The following is a 22,927-nucleotide window of genomic DNA, read 5'->3' on the forward strand; positions in this document are numbered from 1 at the left end:
AATCAATGTTTGACGATATACAGCATGTGGCTATATGCCACGTCCTCAGGGTTGGCGATCGGATAGCCTTTTACCCAGGGTTTAATCAGACGCCCGTTAGTGTATTGATAGATCGACGCAATAGGCGCCTCTTCCATCAAAATTTGCTCCGCCCGGTTGTAATCGGCATTCAAGGCCTGAGCGTTGGTTTGATTACCCGCTTCTTTCATTAAACGGTCATAGTCGGCATTTTTAAATCGTGCGATGTTGCCACTGTGCTGTGAGGTTAATAACGACAAAAAGGTGGACGCTTCATTGTAATCCCCTACCCAGGAAGCCCGCACCACGTCAAAATTACCGCTGTTACGGCTATCAATATACGTTTGCCACTCCTGATTGGTTAAACGCACATCAACCCCTAATTTTGTTTTCCACATCGATGCAACCGCAATGGCTATTTTCTGGTGGCTTTCCGAGGTGTTATACAGCAACGATAGCTTAAGCGGTTTGCCGGGGCCGTACCCCGCAGCAGATATCAACGCTTTTGCCTGCGCATCCAATTCGGCCTGGGAATATTGCTGCAACAGACTCTCTGTCGGTTCAAATCCGGCGGTCACATCCGGCGTAAAGTGATAAGCCGGTTTTTCACCGGTTCCCAACACTTTTTCCGCAATGACTTTGCGGTCAATCGCGTAAGAAAGCGCTTTCCGTACCCGAACATCGTTGGTTGGCGGCCGCTGGGTGTTAAATGCGTAGTAATAGGTTCCCAGTTGTTCAGGCGTATAGACCTGACCAGGCAACGCTTTCAACAGCTTCTGGTACATATTTTTGGGAAACGATTCAGTAATGTCGATATCGCCGGATAAATAACGTTTTGTCGCGTTCGATTCCTGATTAATCGGAACGAAAGTCACTTTCGTCAACCGGGTATTTGCGTGATCCCAATAATATTCATTAGCCGCCAGCACCAGTTTTTCGTTTACCACCCGCTGTTGCAGTTTAAATGCGCCGTTCCCCACCAGATTGCCGGGTTTTGTCCAGTCGTCACCGTATTTTTCCACCGTGGCCTGATGAACCGGAAACAGGCTGAAATTTGCCAGCAGGCTGACAAAATAGGGCACGGGTTTATTGAGTTGTACTTTCAGCGTATGGTCATCAACCGCAGTTACCCCCAGCTTATCCGTCGGCATTTGACCATTGATAATCTGTTCGGCATTCATCATTCCCGCCAGACGGGCAAACCAGGCAAAAGGCGAGGTATTTTCCGGCGCAACCAGACGACGCCAACTGTATACAAAATCCTTTGCCGTAACCGGATCGCCGTTTGACCAGCGAGCATCATTGCGTAAGGTAAACGTGAAGGTGCGGTTATCGTTGGTTTGCCAGCCTTGCGCCACGCCCGGCACAATGTTGCCATTCGCATCCTGATTAACCAGCCCCTCAAACAGATCCCGCGAGACCTGCGCTTCCGGCAGCCCTACTGCTTTTATCGGATCCAACGACGCCGGTTCATCCTTAATGTGACGTATAATTTCCTGTTTTTCGGCCAATATAGTGCCAGCCGGGACTTGCGCTGCGGTGACAGGCTCGGTCACTACGGCGATCAACGCGGCATACAATGCCGAATAACGATAGCGCATGATGATTTGTCTCAGATAATAATGAAATAACTGAATGACATAATAGTCAGAAACCACGACATTGTGTGAGCTGATTGGGAAACTTAATCCCGCCTGGGTTGTCTCTTTTCATGAGCTACTGGCCTGCATTGAGGATCCACTAAAATTCGGCGTTCGGTCAGTGGCTGGCACAGCAATTTGATTTACCGTTGGTCGCCAGTGAATATTACCTTAACGCAAGGGTTGCATTGTTGTGCCGTAATTTATATATCAATGTTGCCAGCGTTGCCTTAAACTGAGCAACATGTTAACCACCTGTAATTAAGGACGCATACATGTCACAGAACGTACATTTTCAAGGTAATCCAGTTCCCTTAGCAGGCACTTTCCCCGCAAAGGGCGACAAGGCCAAAGCCTTTACACTGGTTGCCAAAGACCTGTCAGACGTCTCTCTCAGCAACTATGCTGGTAAACGTAAAATCCTGAACATTTTCCCTAGCATTGATACCGGCGTTTGTGCTGCCTCTGTACGTAAGTTTAACCAGTTGGCTTCGGAGCTGGATAACACGGTTGTACTATGTATCTCTTCCGATCTGCCGTTTGCGCAAGCCCGCTTTTGCGGGGCGGAAGGTCTGAACAACGTGGTGGTGCTGTCCACTCTGCGTGGCGCCGAGTTCAAACAAGACTATGGCGTCGCGGTTGTTGATGGCGCACTGAAAGGTCTGACTGCACGTGCCGTTGTGGTTCTGGATGAGCATGACAACGTATTGTACAGCGAGCTGGTGAACGAGATCACCACCGAGCCGGATTATGATGCAGCCCTGGCGGTACTGAAGTAACCGCATGAAAAACGGCTGTATTCTCAGCCGTTTTTATTCATCCTCTTCGCTGGCGGCTTTGCGGTGACTGAGGCCATATTCCCGCAGTTTGTTGGCAATCGCCGTGTGCGATACCCCTAAACGCTTCGCCAGTTTACGGGTACTGGGATAGGTCTGATATAACCGGGTCAATACCGAGCGTTCGAAACGCTTGCTGATGTCATCCAGCGATCCTTCCAGCAGCTCTTCACTTTGCGGCATCTCCACCGAAAAAGCGGGCAATTCAATATCCTGCATACGCAGCTTATTACCTTCCAACTGCGTCAGCGCACGGTAAAGGGTATTCTTCAACTGTCGAATATTGCCCGGCCAGCCGTACTGCGGCAACAACTGGGGCAGATCGGCTGCCAGTCTGGGCCGAGGAATCCCCTGCTCATCGGCAAAGCGCGCCACGAACAGTTCCGTCAGCGGCATGATATCCGCCGGGCGTTCGCGCAGCGGCGGCAATGTCAGAGTCAACACATTGAGACGGTAATAGAGATCTTCCCGAAATTCACCGCGCTGTACCATTTCCAGCAGGTTCTTCTTGGTGGCGCAAATCACCCGCACATCCACGTGCATTTCATGATCTTCGCCCACCCGCCGAAATGTACCGTCATTCAGAAAACGCAGCAGCTTGGTCTGCATCTGCGCCGACATCTCGCCGACTTCGTCCAGCAGCACGGAACCGCCGTTGGCCTGTTCGAAAAAGCCTTTCTTGCCTTCCAGCGCATTCGGATAGGCTCCCGGCGCATGTCCGTAAAGTTCGCTTTCCATCACCTCATCAGGCAGTGCCGCACAGTTCAGCGCCAGAAAGGGGTTCTTTGCACGGGGGCCGCGTAAATGGCAGGCCCTGGCCAGCATATCTTTACCCGTGCCGGTATCCCCGACGATCAACAGCGGCGCATCCAGCATCGCCAGCTTGCGGGCCTGCTCCACCACCTGACGCATTTTAGCGCTGACCGCCACTATGTGTTCAAACCCGCTATCATCATTAACCGACAAATCCTGCAATTGCCGCCCCATGCGCACCGCAGACTTGAGCATCACCAGCGCGCCTGCCGTTGAATTCTTGCCCGCTTCATCTTCCTGATGAATGGGTGTGATTTCCAGCAGAAAATCCTGCCCGCGGATCACCACCCGCTCCGTTACCGGTTTGCCGCCCCGCTCCAGCCACGCCGTAAAGTTATACCCGGCGATCAGATGCGAAATAGTCAGGTTGCGGATTTTATCAGCCGAGGCATCAAATAAGGTTACCGTCGCAGCATTTAACAGCTCAATCTTGCCTTTCATATCGAGTGAAAACACCGGCTCAGGCATAGATTCCAATAGTGCATTCAACGCCCGGTGTTCACGTTCAGAGGGCATAAAAGCCACGGTACGCACATCACTGACGCTTTCAATACGGCGGATTTCCGCCATCAATATGCGAAAATCATCAAAATCCAACGTAGCGAAATTAAGATAAATACGACCAATAGGATCGATTTCCATGCCACGCAAGTCGATATTGCGCGACGCCAGCAGATCCAATAATTCGCGGGCCAGGCCGATACGGTTGGCACAAGAAACTTCCAGACGCATCAATGGCTACCTTCTTAACAGGTGCGACAGGCTAATAAGCATTGATAATACGCTTTCGTCCTCGCCGGATGAAGTCAGGTGGCAAAAAAAGTTGACAGCTAACGGGATACCTTTCCATCCGGTAGTGAGCAACGCATCAGATGCGTTATCGCGATTTTTGCAATGTCGCTTTCACCTGCCCAATCAGCTCACGGCGGAAATCGCCCAAACGCGGCTTGTCATCCAGCCAGGGCAGCGGACGGCACAACTCCATTGCCTTGATGCCCAGACGGGCGGTCAGCAGTCCGGCGCCGATACCTTGCGCCGCCCGGGCTGACAGCCGGGCGGCCAGATCCTGAGACATCCAGTCCATGCCGATCTCCCGCACCAGTTCAGATGCGCCAGCGAAAGCAATATTCAGCAGCACCAGACGAAAAAGCCGGATGCGGCTGAAATAACCCAGTTCGATGCCATACAGCGCGGCAATACGGTTTATCAGCCGCAAATTTCGCCAGGCGATAAAGGCCATATCCACCAGCGCCAACGGGCTGACCGCGATCATCAAGGTGGATTCCGCCGCCGAACGGCTGATTTCCCGCCTTGCCTGCTTATCCAGCACCGGCTGAACCAGGCGGGCATACAGTTCGATCACTTCACGATCGTTATGTGTTTCATGCAGCGAGGCCTGCCAACGCTGCAACGCAGGGTGTCCGTTATCCAGCCCCGCCTGCCGGGCAAGTTTTTCACAAAACTCCCGCCCGCGCCCGATACCGTGGCTGTGCAGTAAATCACGGGCAATATCGCGCTCTTCCGCCCGCTGACGCAACCGGTAAAGACGCCGCCATTCAACGGCAACCGATCCCACTCCCGCCACCACAATCAGACCGCCTGCCGTAATCCCCCCCAGCGCGATCCAGTCCTGCTGTACCCAGGAATTATGCAGGGACTGCACACCCTGGGCGATAGCGCTGACGCCAAACAGCGTCAGCCCAGCCATCACCAAACGCCGCCACAGACTGCGTTTGGGTCGTAAAGCCGTGCTGACCACCTCTTCGGCCACGCCCTCTTCAGGGACTTCCTGCTCACGGCTGACCGGTGAAAATTGCTCTGCATCCTGCGCATCAAAAGCCACACTGGCGCGTAACTGAGGCTGAGGTTCCGCAGGGGACGACTTATCAAACGTCATACGCGGTTTCAGTGGTTCGTTCATCGCAATTTATCTCCCAACAAAAACTCCATTACCGTATCCAGCCGGATATGCGGCAAGGGGGTGTCCACGGTCATTTCACGCGGACGAAACTGATCAAAATGGAATCCCTGTTGTTGCCAGAACGCCGCGCCCGGCAAACGGGCAGGCACTTCACCCGGATAGACCGTCAAGGGCTGACCATCACTCAGACGATGGCCTTTCAGCGCCGGTATTTTCTGCCCCTGATGCTCGACGACGCCGCTTTGCGTCGATTGAATCGACGCAATGCCGGCACAATCCATGCTGATGCCTTCAAATGCAGCGTTCTGCCAGGCTTCCTGTACCAGTTGTTGAAGCAATGACACCAGGTTGGCGTGTTGATCGGCGGTGATGTGATCCGATTTACTGGCGGCAAACATCAGTTTGTCGATACAGGGTGAGAATAAACGCCGGAACAGCGTGCGTTTACCATAATGAAAGCTTTGCATCAGTTGGGTTAACGCCAGCCGCATATCGTTGAAGGCATGAATGCCACTGTTCAGCGGTTGCAGGCAATCCACCAGTACAATCTGGCGATCAAAACGGATGAAGTGATGCTTATAAAATCCTTTCACCACCGACTGACAGTAATAGTCGAAACGCTGGCGCAGCATACCGATATTGGTTTTGGCATCCGCCTGCACCAGCGTTGCCTCACCCAGTTTATCCACCTGCGGCCACGGGAAAAATTGCAGCACCGGCGCACCGGCCAGATCGCCCGGCAGCACAAAACGCCCTGGCTGAATGAAATGCAACCCTTGCTGCTTGCAGCGAACCAAATAGTCGGTATAAGCCTGCGCAATTGCGGCCAATTGATTTTCATCGGCAGGCGCCAGCGGATCGAGCGTTTCACACAAAGCCAGCCAGGGTTTGGCCCACTCGGCGCGATCGCCCTGCAACAGCCCCGCCATCTGCCGTGACCAGCCCAGATAGGTTTGCTCAAGCAGCGGTAAATCCAGCAGCCATTCGCCGGGGTAATCCACAATTTCCAGATACAGCGTGGAGGTGTCTTTAAAATGCCGTAGCAGCGAATCATTAGAGCGGTAACGCAGCGCCAGGCGAATTTCACTCACGCCGCGCGTAGGCCGGGGCCAGTCGGGTGGCTCCCCATATAACGCCGCCATGCCTTCATCATAGGCAAAACGGGGAACACCGAGATCACGCTGCGGTACACGTTTGGCTCCCAGTAAACGCCCTTCGCGCACTGCGGAAAACAGCGGCAGATGAGCGCCGCTGTGTATGTTCAACAGTTGATTGACAAATGCCGTAATAAAGGCCGTTTTCCCGCTGCGACTCAGCCCGGTAACCGCCAGGCGCAGATGGCGATCCACACTGCGGTTAACCAGTGAGTTAATCTCATTTTGTAATCGCTTCATTGGATAAATCATGACTCCTTATTATTCAACTGAGGCGAATGATGCGTTTGTATATGAAACCAGGGCGGATTATCGTCCCGGCGTCGGGAAAGAAAATACGACGCGATATTATAAGATCGGCGTCGTATGACCATTAGTCAATGAGGCAAAGCGCTTAAAGCTGGCGAAAACGGCTCTCGACGCCAAAAGTATCGGAAGTGACGTAGCGCTCAATGTTGCGCAGGCGCTGTTCGCTGGCATTCAGGGTGGCATCGGCATCATTCAGTAGCTGATTCGGCGTTTGCGGCGGCGATGTCTGATAGCTGTCCGCTGGCGCTGGCTCAAGAATAAAGCTGAGAATGATATAAGCCAGTATGGTGAAAAAGAACAAGCCGAAGAACATCGACAGTACCACAATCACCCGCAGCAATTTGACCGGCACATCAAAGTAGCGGGCCAACCCTGCGCAGACGCCTTTCAGCATCCCCTCTTCCGGTATGCGGTATAAGGTTTTACCTGACCATGTATGTTTCATTACGATTTTCTCCAGTCCGGATGTTGCGCGTCCAGAATTTCTTCCAGCGCCTGAATACGTTCGCGCATACGTCGGGCATCTTCCGTCAGTCGCGTCAGACGCTGCATATCGCCTTGTCCCAGTTGAGCATTGTTTTGCTTGCGCTGACTGTAATGTAGCCAAAGCCATATCGGTGCCACAAATAGCATGAAAATGGTCAGCGGTATGGCAAGAAACAAAGCACTCATTGTGTCTCCTTAATTATTATGTTTACCGTATCGCATGGCTGCCGCCAGCCATGACGACAGCCAGTCCGGTTATTCAACTGGTTTAACTTTAGCCTTAAGCGCCGCCAGTTGCGCACTGATTTCATCATCGGCTTGCAGTTCGGCAAACTGCTGATCCAGCGGTTTCTGTTTGCCCAGCCCCACGCTTTCTGCTTCCGCTTCCATAGTATCAATGCGGCGCTCGAACTGTTCAAATCGCGCCATCGCTTCGTCCAGTTTACCGCTGTCCAGTTGACGGCGCACATCACGTGATGAAGACGCCGCCTGATGACGTAGCGTCAACGCCTGCTGACGGGCACGGGTTTCGCTCAGTTTATTTTCCAGTTCGCCAATTTCACGCTTCATCCGCTCCAGAGTTTCATCCACGTTTTCCGCTTCATGCTGCAATATTGCAATCAGGTCCGTCATTTTCTGTTTTTCAATCAGCGCGGCACGGGCCAGATCGTCTTTGTCTTTACGTAAGGCCAGTTCCGCTTTTTCCTGCCATTGCGCCTGTTGCGATTTGGCTTGCTCAATGCGACGAGCAATCTGTTTCTTTTCCGCCAGCGCCCGTGCAGAAGTGGATCGAACCTCTACCAACGTATCTTCCATTTCCTGGATCATCAGCCGCACCAGCTTTTGCGGATCTTCGGCCTTATCCAGCAACGAATTGATGTTGGCATTCACGATGTCGGCAAAACGAGAAAAAATACCCATAATCAAATCCTCTTAATGATTTACAGCGTCTGATTACGCCTGATTTATTATCACCACCCGTCAGTAGCGATATGGTTATAGCTATATCAATAAACATGCCAACTTTTCTAAACACATAACCAATTGAAAAATATGAGTTGTTAAATTTTGACTATTTTTCAATACCCGCTAGATTAGTCAAATAAGCTAACTATTAGTAAAAATCACACGGTGAAGGTCGATGGCACAGGAAAAAGAGAATTTATTGGGGGAAGCCAACAGCTTTCTTGAAGTGCTGGAGCAGGTTTCACAACTGGCGCAGCTCAATAAGCCGGTGCTGGTCATTGGCGAACGCGGCACCGGTAAAGAACTTATCGCCAGCCGTCTTCACTATCTCTCCCCCCGCTGGCAAGGCCCCTTTATTTCACTGAACTGCGCCGCGCTGAATGAAAATCTGCTGGACTCTGAACTGTTTGGTCACGAAGCGGGGGCATTTACCGGTGCGCAGAAGCGTCATTTGGGACGGTTTGAACGCGCCGACGGCGGCACGCTGTTTCTGGATGAACTGGCCACCGCGCCCATGCTGGTTCAGGAGAAACTGCTGCGGGTGATTGAATATGGCGTGTTGGAGCGCGTCGGCGGCGGTCAATCGCTACAGGTGGATGTGCGGCTGGTATGCGCCACCAATGACGATCTGCCCGCGCTGGCGGCCAGCGGAAAGTTCCGCGCCGACCTGCTGGACAGGCTGGCGTTTGATGTCGTGCAATTGCCGCCGTTACGCGAGCGCCAGCAGGACATCATGCTACTGGCGGAGCATTTCGCCATTCAGATGTGCCGCGAATTACATCTTCCGCTGTTTCCCGGCTTCACCCCCCATGCCCGCGACACGCTGATAAATTATGGCTGGCCAGGAAATATTCGTGAGTTGAAGAATGTGGTGGAGCGTTCGGTTTACCGACACGGCAGCAGCGATCGGGCACTGGATACCATTATTGTTAATCCGTTTCATAAAACGGCCAAGCCCGCCGAAACCACCGCTGAAGCGGCGCTGACGGATGGACTACCCAACTTCCCGCTGGATATGAAAGAGTGGCAACGCACACAGGAACAAACACTGCTGGAACAAGCGCTGGCCAGGGCACGGTTCAATCAGCGTAAAGCCGCCGAGTTGCTGGGGCTGACCTATCATCAGTTACGCGGCTTGCTGAAAAAACATGGCATCAGCGTCAATGAGTAAGTTTGTTATCAAACTCAGCCAGCACCGAGGCTGGCTGCAATCCTATTGCGACCAATATTATATTCGTCTTTTATTCGGTCAAGGCTCAATCCCCCACACCAGCGAACCTTTATCATGCACGGTCATCTTATCCCAGTTGGTAAAGGTGGTAATGCTGCTATCGTAGGAGTAATCATTGGTTTCGTCATAGTTACTCCAGTCCAGGGGATGAATACGCACCTGCACCTCACCGCTCTGCCCACCCGCCGGAATCGATCCGGCGCCGCTGCTGAAAGATAATTCCACATAACGGTTTGTCTGTGTGGTACTACCGGACAAGGCTTCAGAGGTGGCCGTTATATTGCTGGCGCCCACATTCGCCCAGTCAATATAGATCTGGTCGGTTGATTTACCGTCATCGTTGAAATAGTAACGGACTTTCAGATCGCTCAACTTTATGACGGTACTGCCTGTATTTTGAATATTGAACGCCAGATTAATCGCATTATCGAATGAATTGCTATTTCCATTGCGGTATTGCAAGACCAGCGTCTCTGCTTCACGCCCCGGATTTTCCGGCTCAGTTGGCGTGGTTTCATCATCGCCGCCATCCGTATCCAGATCAGCACGAATCAACTCTCTGACAAATTTACCCGAGGCCGACAGCTCGGCCTCCGTCCAGCCGCCGGACGTGCTTGCTCCCGGCGCCAACGCGGCTGACGCTTCCGACTTATCCGCCAGCGACCAGTTAACCCAACTGATGCCGTGGTTGTTCAGAAAATCAATCCAGGTCTGGGACTCAGGCAGGAAAGGGCCGTCGCTGCCGGAAGCACCGCTGGTTCCCCATTCGCTGACGAAAATGGGCGCCCCCAGACTTTGCGCATAATCAATCCGATCACGTAAAAACTGCCCGTGCGTACCCGCATAGAAGTGTAACGCATACATCGTATTGGCATCCGGCAGCGGATTGTCTGCCGCATCATGCACATCCTGGCTCCAGGTTCCGGTGCCAACGATAATGATATTATCCGGATCCTTCTCACGGATGGTCTGCGTCACCTCCAGCGCGTATGGTCGGATATGTTCATTCCAGGTCACGTTGCCGTTGGGTTCATTGGCGATTTCATAAATCACATTCGGCGAACTGCCGTACAGCCCGGCCATGTCACTGAAGAAATCTTTCGCTTCTGTTTTATAAGTATTCGGATTGCCATCCGACAAAATATGCCAGTCGATAATAATATAGACGCCAAGGCTCTGCGCCGCTGCAACGGCTTCTTTTACCTTATTGGCTACCGACGGATTGTCGATATATCCCCCCTCCGCCGTGTACATCGCCGCCCGGAATACTGAGATGCCCCAGTCGTCACGCAGCCATTTCATGACATCCTGATTCACGTAGTCGCCATACCATTGCAAACCGTGTGAACTCATTCCCTTTAGTTGTACCGGTTCACCGCTCATGCCTACAAGCCGTCCGTTCGCGATGGACAATTGCCCATGTATCTGTACCGGCGTTGCCGCCGAGCAGGAAGCGGAAAAACTCAGTGTCCCCGCCAGCGCGGCGCTCGCCACGCCTAACTTTAATGTCCTTACTATCTTTATCCACATGTTCCTGATCTCCGTTGTGAACCCCTATTATCTTAGATTTATGCATAATACTGTCGTTTACACTTACTGCATAAAATCCAGGAAACACCTTAAAATAGTTGATTTTATTGATTATTTTTTATTTGAAGTAATTAAGGTATTGGCAATGCGGAACAAAAAAAAAGCCAGCACGTAGGCTGGCTAAAATAATACTGGAAGCAATGTGAGCAATGTCGTGCTCTCCTTCAGCGCCCTGCGAAAAGGCAACTGCTGAAGCGCGGAAATGATGATAATAGTTATCAGTATCATCTGTAAAGGACTTTGTTGAGAATTTTTCTCATTTCCGTACTGATTGTGGGGTTCCTTTCACATTGTCATTGCTCTTTCATCGTATCTTTAGCGCCCGTGGCGTGTACTTTTGCACAAAATCTTCCCAGCGGTCGGCCAGCAGGCTTAAATGCTGTAACTCAGTATCCAGCGTTTGTGCACAACTGCCGCTCTCTCTCAGCATCATTTCAAACTGATCGAGCATATCTACAGCGCTGCGTGCGTTGTCAGCAATCGATAACGCCTGAGACATTTCGACCTGAGCGTAATATCTCCCTTGTTGCAGAGCCTCAATATCCTCCCGTATCGCTTCAGCGTATTTTTCGTCGCCTAAATTAGAGGCAAGCAAAAATTCCGCGTTGGCTGCCCCCAGCCGTACACCATCCCGTCTTGACACCAGCTCGCTGATATAACCGTCAATTATTTTTGATGCCTGTGGCTGATACGCGTCGGTGATAAAGGACTCCTTGATAAAAGTGAGCATCTCTTTTCTCATCGCAATATCAAAAGCCTCCATCATCGCCGTTTTTTCGGCATTTAGCGGACTGGAGAAGGCATCATGCAGGGCATTGGCAAGTTCAGTGAACGGCGATCGGGCTCCTTCAATGGCGATAATAAAAAAAGAAGTGGCCAGATCAGAGACGCGATCCAACGGAGCAGAAAGCGAGGTATCTCTTAGCTGCCTTATCTTCTCATGTTGCTTTTGCGCATTAATTTCTTCTTCGGTTAACACAGGCAGCGGATTTTGCTGATAGATGTCGGCCTTATTGTCTCTGTGGTCGATGCTTTCATCTGAAAGTTCAATGGCCTCAAATGTTGCAGTGGTAGCATCAGTATTCAAATCAGCGGATTTATCGGTCACATCACCCGCCTCAGGTGAAAATTCGAGGTCAAGGGTACAACGAGGCCTGATGCTTTCCATTCAGAATCACTCCATTTTTCGGGCAAAGTTTTAGCTATAACGGCAGCTTTTACCCATAGCTTAGTAAATTATTGGTTATTCTCATGATGAAATGACCTTAATATGATCCAGAGCAAAAATTTGACATAAGCCATATCAGCCGGTCGGAAAGTCACCATACGCGCACAACAGAGTGGGGAGTATTGTCAGAGTGCGGTACACTCTGTGTATTACGTATTGACTGAAAAATCCTGCATGTCTGGAAAAACTTATTTCGCACTGGCATTCGTCTGGCTGGCAATGCCCTCGCTGGCGACCCCTTTGCCAACGGTATCAGCCCCTACGCCATTGGAAGATATCCGCCAAAGCGGCTTTGTCTATTGTGTAAATGACATACTGAATACGTTTAATCCGCAAATGGCGCGCAGTGGCGTCACCATTGATACGCTGGCCGCCCAGCTTTACGATCGCCTGCTGGACGTTGATCCCTATACTTATCGCCTGATGCCGGAATTAGCCCAGCGGTGGGAAGTGCTGGATAACGGCTCAACGTATCGGTTTTATCTGCGTCGTGACGTTCCGTTTCAAACCACCGCCTGGTTTAGCCCTACCCGCAAGATGAATGCTGATGATGTGCTGTTCAGTTTTCAACGTATGCTGGATAAAAAACACCCGTATCATGATGTTAACGGCGGTGAATACCCCTATTTTGACAGCCTGCAATTTGCTGATTCCGTGCAAAGTATTCGCAAGTTGGGGGAGTACAGCATTGAAATCCGGCTAAACAGCCCGGATGCATCTTTCCTGTGGCACCTGGCGACACACTATGCGCCGATCCTGTCCGCCGAATATGCACAGGCGCTGTCTGAAAATGATAAGCAGGAATTGCTGGATCGCGAACCGGTCGGCACCGGCCCCTATAGACTGAATGAATACCGCTACGGGCAATATATCCGTCTGACGCGTAATAATGTGTACTGGCGTGGCCTGCCACGTATGCAGCAGGTGGTGGTTGATCTTGGCTCTGGCGGTACAGGCCGGTTGTCCAAGTTACTGACCGGCGAATGTGATGTTCTGGCCTATCCCGCCGTCAGCCAACTTGCTATTTTACGTAACGATCCTCGGTTGCGTCTGTCGTTGCGCTCTGGAATGAACGTCGCCTATCTGGCATTTAATGTGCGTAAACCCCCACTAGATGACCGTCGTATCCGTGAAGCCATTGCGCTGGCGATTAACAACGATCGGCTGATGCAGTCAATTTATTACGGCACCGCCGAAACCGCCGCCTCGATCTTACCGCGAGCCTCCTGGGCGTATGATAATGACGCTCAGGTAACGGAATACAACCCGGAGAAATCCCGCAAGATATTAAAGGCGCTGGGTATTGCCAATCTCAGCCTGCGTTTATGGGTGCCCAGCGCGTCACAATCCTACAACCCCAGCCCACTAAAAACCGCCGAACTGATACAGGCCGATCTGGCCCAGGTAGGAGTGCAGGTTACCATTGTGCCGGTGGAGGGACGTTTTCAGGAAGCGAAATTGATGGAACTCAGCCACGACTTAACTCTGGCAGGCTGGGCTACCGACAGTAACGATCCCGACAGTTTTTTCCGGCCTTTATTAAGCTGTGCCGCCATTCGCTCCCAAACTAACTATGCTCATTGGTGCGATCCTACTTTTGATAAAGTGTTGCAAAACGCCCTGTCTTCACAGCAATTGTCAAAACGCATTGAACACTACCAACAGGCGCAGAGGATTCTGGCGGAGCAAATACCGGTTTTGCCGCTGACCGCCTCCTTACGCCTGTTGGCTTATCGCTATGATATGAAAGGGTTAGTCCTTAGCCCATTCGGTAACGGTTCGTTCGCGGGAGTTTTCCGCGAGAATAGCGCCGCTCCCCAGCCACAAAAACGTTCTTCACAGGACGACGCTACAGGAGAAAAACCGTGATTATCTTTACTCTGCGTCGACTGGTCTTGTTGCTGGTTACCTTGTTTTTACTGACGTTGGTGGGGTTCAGCCTGAGCTATTACACACCGCACGCCCCCCTCAACGGCGCATCGCTGTTTGATGCATATCACTTTTATCTCACCAGCTTGTTACAGGGTGACTTTGGCCGCTCCAGCATTAACGGTCAGGCCATCAGCGCACAGCTAAAAGATGTTTTCCCTGCAACCACAGAGCTTTGCCTGCTGGCATTCGCGCTCTCTTTGTTGGTAGGGATCCCGCTGGGCGTCACTGCGGGTGTTATGCAGAATAAAGCGCCGGATATTGTTATCAGTACGCTGGCGCTCGTCGGTTTTTCCCTGCCGGTATTCTGGCTGGCGCTGCTGCTCACGCTGTTTTTCTCGCTACATCTCGGCTGGTTGCCGGTTTCCGGACGCTTTGACCTGCTCTATCAGGTAAAAAACGTCACGGGCTTTGCGTTGATCGATGCCTGGCTGTCAGATTCTCCCTATCGTAGTGAGATGATTGCCAGTGCGATTCGGCATCTGATCCTGCCTATTACCGTACTCGCCGTGGGGCCGACGACGGAGGTGATACGCCTGATGCGTATCAGCACCACTGAAGTTATAGGTAAAAACTACATTAAAGCGGCGGCGACGCGTGGTTTGTCGCCACTGACCATTATTCGCCGTCATGTGCTGCACAATGCATTACCACCGATTATGCCAAAGCTGGGATTACAGTTTTCTACCATGCTGACGCTCACCATCATTACTGAGGTGGTGTTCAGTTGGCCGGGGCTGGGGCGTTGGCTGGTTAACGCGATCCGCCAGCAGGATTACGCCGCTATTTCCGCAGGCGTTATCATTGTCGGCGCAACGGTCATTACGGTTAATGTGCTGTCTGACATCTGGGGTGCAATAACCAACCCATTGAAACATAAGGAATGGTATGCCCTTCGATAATGTTTACAGCGAGAAGCGCCTTCCCAGCCGCCTGGGTGATACCTGGCGGGTATTTCATCAGGATATGCTGGCGATGGTCGGCTTTTACGGTTTTCTGTTTTTGTTGGGCCTGTGCCTGTTCGGCGAACTGCTGGCGCCTTATGACGTCAGCCAGCAATTTTTGGGCTACCAGATGCTTCCTCCGTCCTGGTCACACTACGGTGAAGTGTCGTTCTTCCTCGGCACTGACGATCTGGGGCGCGATCAATTGAGCCGGTTGTTAAGGGGGGCCGCCCCTACCGTGGGGTCGGCATTGATCGTCACCCTTGCGGCGGCGCTGTGCGGCGTCATTTTAGGCGTTTTTGCCGGCGTAACCCGCGGGCTTCGCTCCGCCATGCTCAACCATATTCTCGACACATTGTTATCTATTCCGTCGCTGCTGCTGGCCATTGTGGTGATTGCCTTTATCGGCCCGAAACTGGAACATGCCATGCTGGCCGTCTGGCTGGCGTTGTTGCCCCGGATGGTGCGCACTATATACAGCACGATACATAATGAAATGGACAAAGAGTACGTTGTCGCCACCCGCCTTGATGGCGCGTCCACGTTTTATATTGTCTGGTATGTGGTGTTGCCGAATATCGCGGCGGTACTGGTATCTGAATTCACCCGTGCGTTGTCTATCGCTATTCTGGACATTGCCGCATTAGGTTTTCTTGACCTCGGCGCACAGTTACCGACCACCGAATGGGGAGCAATGCTGGGTAATTCATTGGAGCTGATCTATGCCGCCCCCTGGACGGTTATGTTGCCCGGCGCGGCGATTGCCCTGAGCGTGCTGATTGTTAATCTGCTTGGGGACGGTATTCGCCGCGCCCTGCTGGCGGAAACGGAATAATGGCGGAGACGACATATGCCCTTGCTTGATATTCGTAATCTGACCATCGAATTCCTCACCTCAGACGGCGCGGTAAAAGCGGTTGACCGGGTCAGCATGACGCTGAATGAAGGGGAAATTCGCGGCTTGGTGGGCGAATCCGGCTCAGGCAAAAGCCTGATTGCCAAAGCCATCTGCGGTATTACCAACGATAACTGGCGGGTTACCGCCGATCGTTTTCGTCTTGATGACATTGACCTGCTGCAACTGTCGCCACGCGAACGGCGTAAACTGGTCGGTCATAACGTCTCGATGATTTTTCAGGAACCGCAGTCCTGCCTCGATCCCTCCGAAAACATCGGACGGCAATTGATACAAACCATCCCCGGCTGGACGTATAAAGGCCGCTGGTGGCAACGGTTCCACTGGCGCAAACGCCGGGCAATCGAACTGCTTCACCGCGTCGGCATCAAAGATCATAAAAGCATTATGGGCAGCTACCCCTATGAACTGACCGATGGGGAATGCCAAAAAGTGATGATTGCCATCGCGCTGGCAAACCAGCCGCGTTTGTTGATCGCCGACGAACCCACCAACGCGATGGAGTCCACCACGCAGGCACAGATTTTTCGCTTATTGTCCCGGCTGAACCAGAACAATAACACCACTATTCTGCTCATCAGCCATGACCTGCAAACCATGAGTAAATGGGCCGATCGGATTAACGTGCTCTATTGCGGGCAGACGGTGGAAAGCGCCGCCAGTGAAGACCTGATTACCGCGCCACATCACCCTTACACTCAGGCATTGATCCGGGCAATGCCGGACTTTGGCCGCTCTTTACCGCATAAAAGCCGTCTGAATACCCTGCCGGGAGCGATCCCTTCGCTGGAACATTTACCGGTCGGTTGCCGTCTGGGGCCGCGCTGTCCTTACGCGCAGAAACAGTGTATGCAGACCCCCCAGTTGCTTTCGGTCAAGAATCATTGGTACGCCTGCCACTTCCCACTCAATATGGAGGGTTCCTGATGGTTGAAACGTTACTTGAGGCCCGTAATCTGACCAAAACCTTCCGTTATCGCAACGGGCTGTTTCGCCGTCAGCATGTTGAAGCCGTGAAGTCCGTGAGTTTCACCTTACGTGAGCGGCAGACTTTAGCCATCATCGGTGAAAATGGTTCGGGGAAATCTACGTTGGCAAAAATGTTGGCCGGCATGATAGCCCCGACGTCCGGTGAGTTATTGATCGACGATCATCCGTTGCATTATGGTGATTACCGCTACCGCAGCCAGCGTATCCGTATGATTTTTCAGGATGCGGGTAATGCCCTGAATCCCCGTCAGCGTATCGGTCAGTTGCTGGATGCGCCGTTACGGCTGAATACCGATCTCAGCACCCAAGAACGCGAAAAGGCCATCAACCTGGCGCTGCAACAGGTGGGATTGCGGCCTGATCATGCCTACCATTATCCTCACGCGCTGGCCCCCGGTCAGAAACAGCGGGTGGGGCTGGCGCGGGCGCTGATCCTGCAACCCAAGGTCATCGTGGCGGATGAAGCGCTGGCGTCGCTGGATATGTCTATGCGATCACAGATTATTAATCTGATGCTGGAACTTCAGGAAAAGCACGGCATCTCTTATATTTATGTCACTCAGCATCTGGGAATGATGAAGCATATCAGCGATCAGATCCTGGTCATGCAGGGTGGAGAAGTGGTTGAGCGCGGCAGCACGGCTGACGTGCTGGCCTCTCCACTTCATGAACTGACCAAGCGCCTGATTGCCAGCCATTTTGGTGAAGCGCTGAGTGCCGATGCCTGGCGGAGTGACGGTGCGCAGTTTTAACCCAAAAATCGGCGATACTGCTCGGATTACCGTTATTGACTCGGGACATGATAGAATCGCCCGGTTTATTCATCCCGACTGTCATTAACGGCTTATTTTTAGATTGATGGTCGCAGCAACAACGATCACAAGGATTACTGTTATGGGTTTTCTTACCGGTAAGCGCATTCTGGTAACTGGTGTTGCCAGTAACCGCTCCATTGCATTCGGTATCGCACAGGCTATGCACCGCGAAGGTGCTGAACTGGCGTTTACGTATCAGAACGATAAACTGAAATCTCGCGTTGACGAGTTTGCAGGCGAACTGGGTTCCAGCATTGTCCTGCCGTGTGATGTCGCTGAAGATACAAGTATTGAAGCGCTGTTTACCGAACTGGCCAAAGTCTGGCCGACTTTTGATGGTTTCGTTCACTCCATCGCTTTCGCGCCGGGCGATCAGCTTGACGGCGACTATGTCGACGCGGTAACCCGTGAAGGCTTCAATATTGCTCACGATATCAGTTCTTACAGCTTTGTGGCGTTGGCGAAGGCCTGCCGCAACATGCTGAACCCGAACTCTGCGCTGCTTACCCTGTCCTATCTGGGCGCAGAACGCGCCATTCCTAACTACAATGTGATGGGGCTGGCTAAGGCGTCTCTGGAAGCGAACGTGCGTTACATGGCGAACGCCATGGGTGCTCAGGGGGTGCGTGTCAACGCCATTTCCGCTGGCCCAATCCGTACGCTGGCCGCATCAGGCATTAAAAACTTCAAGAAAATGCTGTCTCACTGTGAAGCGGTTACCCCAATCCGCCGCGTCGTCACTATTGAAGACGTCGGTAATTCCGCCGCATTCCTGTGCTCCGATCTGGCAGCCGGTATCTCCGGCGAAGTTCTCCACGTGGACGGTGGCTTTAGCATCGCCGCCATGAACGAACTGGAACTGAATAATTAATATCCCGCAACAATAAAATCATTGAAGGCCCCCACGATTTTTCGTAGGGGCCTTTCCTTTGTTAAAGCTTAAAAACGTTGGTGGGAAGATTGTTGATATACAACGCCCTGCTTTCTCCGGCAGGCTAATGGGTTGACAGGCAACTATGTTAAACCCGGCCCTGACCGTCAGTACAGATTAAGGAGTAAGTGCAATCCAATAATTCAAAATCATAGTGCCGCTGTGAAGAAAGAATAATTTCTTTATTTTTGGTGACGAAGATAGCGTCGATTCCCGGTCGGGCCATTAAATATTTAATACCGGCCTCCACATCCATGCCATACATCAGCGTGGAATAGATATCACCATCAATGGATTTATCTGAAATGATAGTGACGCTATGCAGCGAGTTATTCAGCGGATAGCCGGTTCTGGGATTCAAGATATGGTGATACACCCGATCATCAACGGTAAAAAATCGCTCATACACGCCGGAGGTGACCACGGATTGATTCTTCACTTTGATAATGCCAAGTAAACAATCTCTGTCAGCGAACGGCTTTTGCAAACCCACACTCCACTGCCCTCGCGCATCCGTCAATGAACAGCCGATTGCCAGAACGTTGCCGCCAAGATTGATAACGGCATGATGAATATTATGCTGATATAGCAAATCTCTGATGACATCCGCGATATATCCCTTGGCGATAGCGCCTAAATCGATCTCCATCCCTTCGGTTTTCAGAAAAACGGCGCATTCATCATCATTGAGCATGACGCGAGCGGGATTGGTCAATTCAAGGGCGTTTTCGATTGTCGCCGCATCAGGAACCGCACAACCTTTGAAGCCAATTTTCCACAATTTAACCACCGGGCCAATGGCTAAATTAAAACAGCTACCTTTAATCAGGCTGATGGCTTTCGCTTGTTTAATGAGCTGGAACACGGCAGGACTGACGGCAACGTAACCTTTGCCCGCCGCGTTATTAATCTTCATCACCTCTGAATGTTGTCGATTTACGGTCAATACGTCTTCAAGCTGTTTAATGCAATGAAATACCCGCCTGGCTACTGTTTCATCATGAACAAACATTTTTAATAAAACAGGGCTTCCCATCAGTTGGGCGGAATAGGAATAAATGTTATTTACGGATCTCATTATGATGAAGCCTACAACCTACTTTATTTCAGGCGCAGCCCGGGGAATAAGGAGGCGTCCTTACGGACGCACTCCCTTAAAGAGCATCACCCCACGATCAAGGCTGGCTGTTGTTGTTCAGGCGATTCTGACGAAATTTCCTCCTGGATTTTCGCCGTGTGCTCAACCTCTTTTAATAGCGCCTTACCCGGCGATTTGGCATAGGCTGCCGCCTGTTTGCCGGCCTGAATACCGAAAATAATGATATCCGCCACCGCGTTGCCGCCGATACGATTGGCACCGTGAATACCGCCGACCACTTCTCCGGCGGCATAGACTCCGGCGATAGCGTCCTTACGGCGATTCAAGACTCCGGCCCCGGTATTGATAACCACGCCCCCCATTGTGTGGTGAACGCCCGGCGCGACTTTAATGGCATAGTAAGGCGCGTGATTAAGCGGATCGCGCATACCTGTCGCTCTGCCGAAATCATCGTCGCGCTTTTGGCTGACGAAGGTATTGTATCTGTCGAAGGTTTTTTGCAGCCTGTCTGGATCGACGCCAAGCGCTTCAGCCAGTTCAGCGGGACTCTCGCCGCTTACGGTTAACCCTTGCGACACATATTCTTCAACCGCCTTATTTTTATTTCTCACCTGCTGATCAAACAGAATATAGGCATACTTTTCCGACAGGTTAACGATCGCCGCAGAAACTTTGTCTCTGGTATCCAACTCATTGATGAATCTTTCGCCACGTTGTGAAACCAGAATAGCCCCACCGCCGCGGATAGATTCAGAGATCAAATAAGATGTCGTTTGCTCCACCGTCGGATGGATTTGAATTTCACCCAGGTCAACGGTGTCCGCGCCAAGATTTTCCAACAGCCGAATGCCAGCGCCGGTCGCGCCGGAGTGATTCGTCGTCACATAGCCATCAAGATCGGGCCGATATTTGACAACCATTTGTTCATTCGCGCCGAATCCGCCCGTTGCCACAATAACGGCTTTTGTCGGAATGATTTTTTCTTTATTTTCATCATTAACGATTCTGACGCCCACCACTTTCCCTTGATCTTGAATGATGTCGATCACCGCCGTATCCAACATGACGTCAATATTATATTTATTGATATTTTTTATCAGACCGCTAATCAAATAACCGCCGACTGAAGCCCCGTTCGCCGGTCTGTGCGTTCTGTCAACACTCATGCCGCCAGTGGTGGTAATGTCGCTCAACTCAATGCCGTGTCTGGCAAGCCAGTCAATGGCGATCGGCGCATGTTCAACGAAATATTTCACCAGTTCCGGGTTGTTTTTATGCTTACCGCTTTTCAATGTCTCGTTATAGAAAAGGGTTTGGCTATCTTCAATTCCTTTGATTTTTTGAAATAGCGTCCCGGCGGCGTTCATACCGGCCGAGGCTTTGATCGTATTGCCGCCGATAACCGGCATTTTTTCGACCAGAATAACGCTAGCCCCTTCCTCACTGGCCTGAATCGCCGCCGCAAGCCCCGCACCGCCGCTACCGATAACCACCACATCGACATCCTGAATGGCATCAGGATTGCCGCCATTTTCAATAATGGCGTCTTCGCATGATTTCACCATCGCTTTGGTGACCGCTTTTTTAATCGCTTCACTCTGCGCCGTCGCGCCGGTTACCGCATCAACATGTGGGCTGTTGGCGTCGACAATCCGCTCACGGATAATTTCAAAACTTATCAGCAACGACTCGTCAATATCGGCGCCATCATCCAGCGCAATATTTTTTATCTGGTTTTGTTCAAAGTGGATATTCAAAACCAGGTCACAATTTTCATCCGCGACTTTTTCCTGATAAGTCCCGGATTTAAATTTTTTCCCATTTAAACTCACATCCCGAATCATTGCCTCCACTAACGAAAAACGCCACAAGGGTTCGGGGATCATTAACGCTTCGCGCTTACCGCTATCAATATAAAGATCGATTTTCTGCTGGTCGGCAATTTGTTCAATCCAGTCCGGGTAGGCAATACAGCCTCTGCCTACGGCGACCAGGTCATAACCGTTTTCCAGGGCCGTCACGGCATCTGTTTTATTGATAATGTCGCCGACGCCAATTACCGGAATTACCGCCAGTCTGGCAGAGCGGTTAGCGACATATTTTTTAATCAACGGCGTAGGATCGTTAATATCGACAATTGACGAGCGTAACGTATGCCCCATAGAGAAGTGCACATAATCCAATCCCTTTTCCGCCAGTTTATCCAACAGATACAACGAATCATCAAATCGAATGCCTGGCTCTTCTATTTCCTCCGGAGAGAATCGATAACCAATGATAAAAGGCCGATCCGCATATTTATTTACCCTCTCATGAGTGATATCCAGAACGGCCAGTGGGAATTTCGCCCGCTTATCTCTGCTGCCGCCCCACTTATCAGTGCGTTGATTTGAATTGGGGGAATAGAACTGCTGAATCAGATAAGTATTGGCGCCATGAATTTCCACGCCGTCAAAGCCAGCCTGGATAGCCCGATAGACTGCCTTGCCAAACTTTTCGATCATCTCCTCAACGTCATCTTCCGTTAACGCAACAGGAACTACCGCGCCAGCTCTGGGCGCGGCCAATGCGCTCGGCGCCACTGGCGAGGCGCCGCCAATAAAGCGAGGTTCCACCATGCGCCCGCCATGATAAATTTGCAGTATCGCTTTCGATCCCTTTGCCTGAATCGCCGCCGAAATTTTCGCCAGACCGGCTATTTTAGCGTCATCATCGATCCCTATTGCCCCAGGGAACGCCAGCCCTTTATCATCAACAAAACAGCATTCCACAATAATCGCGCCAATACTTCCCGCACGCGCCTGATAATATTCGATTAATTCTTTGGTCACGCTCCCGTCAAAAAAGCCGCTACAGGTGGTCATTGGCGCCATAAGCACCCTATTCTTCAGGGTGACGCCATTAGGTAGCGTGAAAGATTTTAACAAGTCATGGTTACTATTTGTCATAGTGAACGCTCCACTTTGAAATGAAAATTCTGCTCAAAAATAAATCAATAAAGCAGCCATGATTTTTGTCGTAATTAGTTATACTGGCTGATAGTTTATTAGCTAAGTATGTCTTTTTTTTAATGTAATAATACGTTTTTTTAATATTTTAACTGCCAGATAG

At 51.4% G+C, this 22,927-nt stretch carries 19 protein-coding genes and 1 pseudogene; 9 read left to right on the forward strand and 11 right to left on the reverse strand.

The annotated features are described in order from the left end of the window. Nucleotides 1-2: 2 nt before the first annotated feature. Nucleotides 3-1,619, reverse strand: coding sequence for a peptide ABC transporter substrate-binding protein (locus tag BIY29_RS05880; RefSeq protein ID WP_121574240.1), 1,617 nt, complete (start codon nt 1,617-1,619; stop codon nt 3-5). Between the two features lie 49 nt (nt 1,620-1,668). Between BIY29_RS05880 and BIY29_RS20525 the strand changes: the two are divergent. Together BIY29_RS20525 and tpx are read left to right on the forward strand one after the other, a co-directional pair. Continuing rightward, nucleotides 1,669-1,897: pseudogene (locus tag BIY29_RS20525) on the forward strand (murein tripeptide amidase MpaA); the annotation flags it as partial. A 36-nt stretch (nt 1,898-1,933) separates the two neighbouring features. Continuing rightward, nucleotides 1,934-2,437: a thiol peroxidase gene (gene tpx / locus BIY29_RS05890; protein ID WP_121574216.1), complete on the forward strand. Its 504-nt coding sequence runs from the start codon at nt 1,934-1,936 to the stop codon at nt 2,435-2,437. 33 nt (nt 2,438-2,470) lie between these two features. On the opposite strand, the gene tyrR is transcribed toward tpx, so the two are convergent. From tyrR to pspA, 6 genes are all read right to left on the reverse strand, one after another. Then, the gene (tyrR, locus tag BIY29_RS05895) at nt 2,471-4,039 is read right to left on the reverse strand and encodes a transcriptional regulator TyrR (protein WP_121574217.1); all 1,569 of its coding nucleotides are present in this window, start codon (nt 4,037-4,039) and stop codon (nt 2,471-2,473) included. A 145-nt stretch (nt 4,040-4,184) separates the two neighbouring features. After that, nucleotides 4,185-5,228 (reverse strand): YcjF family protein, encoded by a 1,044-nt coding sequence (locus BIY29_RS05900; protein ID WP_121574218.1) that lies wholly within the window; start codon nt 5,226-5,228, stop codon nt 4,185-4,187. After that, entirely contained in the window at nt 5,225-6,622 is a 1,398-nt protein-coding gene (locus tag BIY29_RS05905) for a YcjX family GTP-binding protein (RefSeq protein WP_121574241.1), read from the reverse strand. Before BIY29_RS05905 ends, BIY29_RS05900 begins: the two co-directional genes overlap by 4 nt. Before the next feature lie 154 nt (nt 6,623-6,776). Next, a complete protein-coding gene (pspC, locus tag BIY29_RS05910) occupies nt 6,777-7,136 on the reverse strand; it encodes an envelope stress response membrane protein PspC (protein ID WP_121574219.1) in 360 nt (119 codons plus the stop codon). Continuing rightward, complete coding sequence (pspB, locus tag BIY29_RS05915) at nt 7,136-7,363, reverse strand: envelope stress response membrane protein PspB (protein ID WP_121574220.1); 228 nt, start codon at nt 7,361-7,363, stop codon at nt 7,136-7,138. The genes pspC and pspB overlap by 1 nt, the downstream gene beginning before the upstream one ends. Before the next feature lie 69 nt (nt 7,364-7,432). Beyond that, on the reverse strand, nt 7,433-8,098 hold the full coding sequence (gene pspA / locus BIY29_RS05920; RefSeq protein WP_121574221.1) for a phage shock protein PspA: 666 nt from the start codon (nt 8,096-8,098) through the stop codon (nt 7,433-7,435). A 220-nt stretch (nt 8,099-8,318) separates the two neighbouring features. Between pspA and pspF the strand changes: the two genes are divergently transcribed. After that, complete coding sequence (gene pspF / locus BIY29_RS05925) at nt 8,319-9,314, forward strand: phage shock protein operon transcriptional activator (protein ID WP_121574222.1); 996 nt, start codon at nt 8,319-8,321, stop codon at nt 9,312-9,314. 78 nt (nt 9,315-9,392) lie between these two features. On the opposite strand, the gene BIY29_RS05930 is transcribed toward pspF, so the two are convergent. Further along, nucleotides 9,393-10,904, reverse strand: coding sequence for a cellulase family glycosylhydrolase (locus BIY29_RS05930; protein ID WP_121574223.1), 1,512 nt, complete (start codon nt 10,902-10,904; stop codon nt 9,393-9,395). Nucleotides 10,905-11,268: 364 nt separating this feature from the next. Continuing rightward, nucleotides 11,269-12,132 (reverse strand): hypothetical protein, encoded by an 864-nt coding sequence (locus tag BIY29_RS05935; protein WP_121574224.1) that lies wholly within the window; start codon nt 12,130-12,132, stop codon nt 11,269-11,271. Between the two features lie 234 nt (nt 12,133-12,366). On the opposite strand from BIY29_RS05935, the gene sapA reads away from it, so the two are divergent. From sapA to fabI, 6 genes are all read left to right on the forward strand, one after another. Then, nucleotides 12,367-14,061 (forward strand): ABC transporter substrate-binding protein SapA, encoded by a 1,695-nt coding sequence (sapA, locus tag BIY29_RS05940; RefSeq protein ID WP_121574225.1) that lies wholly within the window; start codon nt 12,367-12,369, stop codon nt 14,059-14,061. Next, nucleotides 14,058-15,023, forward strand: coding sequence for a putrescine export ABC transporter permease SapB (sapB, locus tag BIY29_RS05945; protein WP_121574226.1), 966 nt, complete (start codon nt 14,058-14,060; stop codon nt 15,021-15,023). Before sapA ends, sapB begins: the two co-directional genes overlap by 4 nt. Then, nucleotides 15,010-15,900 (forward strand): putrescine export ABC transporter permease SapC, encoded by an 891-nt coding sequence (sapC, locus tag BIY29_RS05950; protein ID WP_121574227.1) that lies wholly within the window; start codon nt 15,010-15,012, stop codon nt 15,898-15,900. Before sapB ends, sapC begins: the two co-directional genes overlap by 14 nt. Nucleotides 15,901-15,915: 15 nt before the next feature. After that, nucleotides 15,916-16,908, forward strand: a complete 993-nt coding sequence (gene sapD / locus BIY29_RS05955; RefSeq protein WP_121574228.1) for a putrescine export ABC transporter ATP-binding protein SapD — start codon at nt 15,916-15,918, stop codon at nt 16,906-16,908. Continuing rightward, nucleotides 16,908-17,723 carry a putrescine export ABC transporter ATP-binding protein SapF gene (gene sapF / locus BIY29_RS05960; RefSeq protein WP_121574229.1) on the forward strand — a complete coding sequence of 272 codons (816 nt, stop codon included), beginning with the start codon at nt 16,908-16,910 and terminating at the stop codon, nt 17,721-17,723. Before sapD ends, sapF begins: the two co-directional genes overlap by 1 nt. A 142-nt stretch (nt 17,724-17,865) precedes the next feature. After that, entirely contained in the window at nt 17,866-18,657 is a 792-nt protein-coding gene (gene fabI / locus BIY29_RS05965) for an enoyl-ACP reductase FabI (RefSeq protein ID WP_121574230.1), read from the forward strand. Between the two features lie 148 nt (nt 18,658-18,805). Here fabI and BIY29_RS05970 read toward each other — a convergent pair whose 3' ends face one another. Together BIY29_RS05970 and BIY29_RS05975 are read right to left on the reverse strand one after the other, a co-directional pair. Then, nucleotides 18,806-19,795: an FAD:protein FMN transferase gene (locus BIY29_RS05970; RefSeq protein ID WP_121574231.1), complete on the reverse strand. Its 990-nt coding sequence runs from the start codon at nt 19,793-19,795 to the stop codon at nt 18,806-18,808. A gap of 86 nt (nt 19,796-19,881) precedes the next feature. After that, nucleotides 19,882-22,764: a flavocytochrome c gene (locus BIY29_RS05975; protein WP_121574232.1), complete on the reverse strand. Its 2,883-nt coding sequence runs from the start codon at nt 22,762-22,764 to the stop codon at nt 19,882-19,884. Nucleotides 22,765-22,927: the final 163 nt, after the last annotated feature.

Origin of the sequence: Brenneria alni (assembly GCF_003666245.1) — a bacterium.
Classification (GTDB): Bacteria; Pseudomonadota; Gammaproteobacteria; order Enterobacterales; family Enterobacteriaceae; genus Brenneria; species Brenneria alni.

Excerpts from the sequence above, each read along its gene's own strand:
- tyrR (WP_121574217.1), bottom strand. The coding sequence starts at position 4,039 with ATGCGTCTGGAAGTTTCTTGTGCCAACCGTATCGGCCTGGCCCGCGAA.
- fabI (WP_121574230.1), top strand. The coding sequence starts at position 17,866 with ATGGGTTTTCTTACCGGTAAGCGCATTCTGGTAACTGGTGTTGCCAGT.
- pspF (WP_121574222.1), top strand. The coding sequence starts at position 8,319 with ATGGCACAGGAAAAAGAGAATTTATTGGGGGAAGCCAACAGCTTTCTT.
- BIY29_RS05975 (WP_121574232.1), bottom strand. The coding sequence starts at position 22,764 with ATGACAAATAGTAACCATGACTTGTTAAAATCTTTCACGCTACCTAAT.
- pspA (WP_121574221.1), bottom strand. The coding sequence starts at position 8,098 with ATGGGTATTTTTTCTCGTTTTGCCGACATCGTGAATGCCAACATCAAT.
- BIY29_RS05880 (WP_121574240.1), bottom strand. The coding sequence starts at position 1,619 with ATGCGCTATCGTTATTCGGCATTGTATGCCGCGTTGATCGCCGTAGTG.
- sapA (WP_121574225.1), top strand. The coding sequence starts at position 12,367 with ATGTCTGGAAAAACTTATTTCGCACTGGCATTCGTCTGGCTGGCAATG.
- sapC (WP_121574227.1), top strand. The coding sequence starts at position 15,010 with ATGCCCTTCGATAATGTTTACAGCGAGAAGCGCCTTCCCAGCCGCCTG.
- BIY29_RS05935 (WP_121574224.1), bottom strand. The coding sequence starts at position 12,132 with ATGGAAAGCATCAGGCCTCGTTGTACCCTTGACCTCGAATTTTCACCT.
- BIY29_RS05970 (WP_121574231.1), bottom strand. The coding sequence starts at position 19,795 with ATGAGATCCGTAAATAACATTTATTCCTATTCCGCCCAACTGATGGGA.
- sapF (WP_121574229.1), top strand. The coding sequence starts at position 16,908 with ATGGTTGAAACGTTACTTGAGGCCCGTAATCTGACCAAAACCTTCCGT.
- BIY29_RS05930 (WP_121574223.1), bottom strand. The coding sequence starts at position 10,904 with ATGTGGATAAAGATAGTAAGGACATTAAAGTTAGGCGTGGCGAGCGCC.
- sapD (WP_121574228.1), top strand. The coding sequence starts at position 15,916 with ATGCCCTTGCTTGATATTCGTAATCTGACCATCGAATTCCTCACCTCA.
- pspC (WP_121574219.1), bottom strand. The coding sequence starts at position 7,136 with ATGAAACATACATGGTCAGGTAAAACCTTATACCGCATACCGGAAGAG.
- BIY29_RS05905 (WP_121574241.1), bottom strand. The coding sequence starts at position 6,622 with ATGAAGCGATTACAAAATGAGATTAACTCACTGGTTAACCGCAGTGTG.
- tpx (WP_121574216.1), top strand. The coding sequence starts at position 1,934 with ATGTCACAGAACGTACATTTTCAAGGTAATCCAGTTCCCTTAGCAGGC.
- BIY29_RS05900 (WP_121574218.1), bottom strand. The coding sequence starts at position 5,228 with ATGAACGAACCACTGAAACCGCGTATGACGTTTGATAAGTCGTCCCCT.
- pspB (WP_121574220.1), bottom strand. The coding sequence starts at position 7,363 with ATGAGTGCTTTGTTTCTTGCCATACCGCTGACCATTTTCATGCTATTT.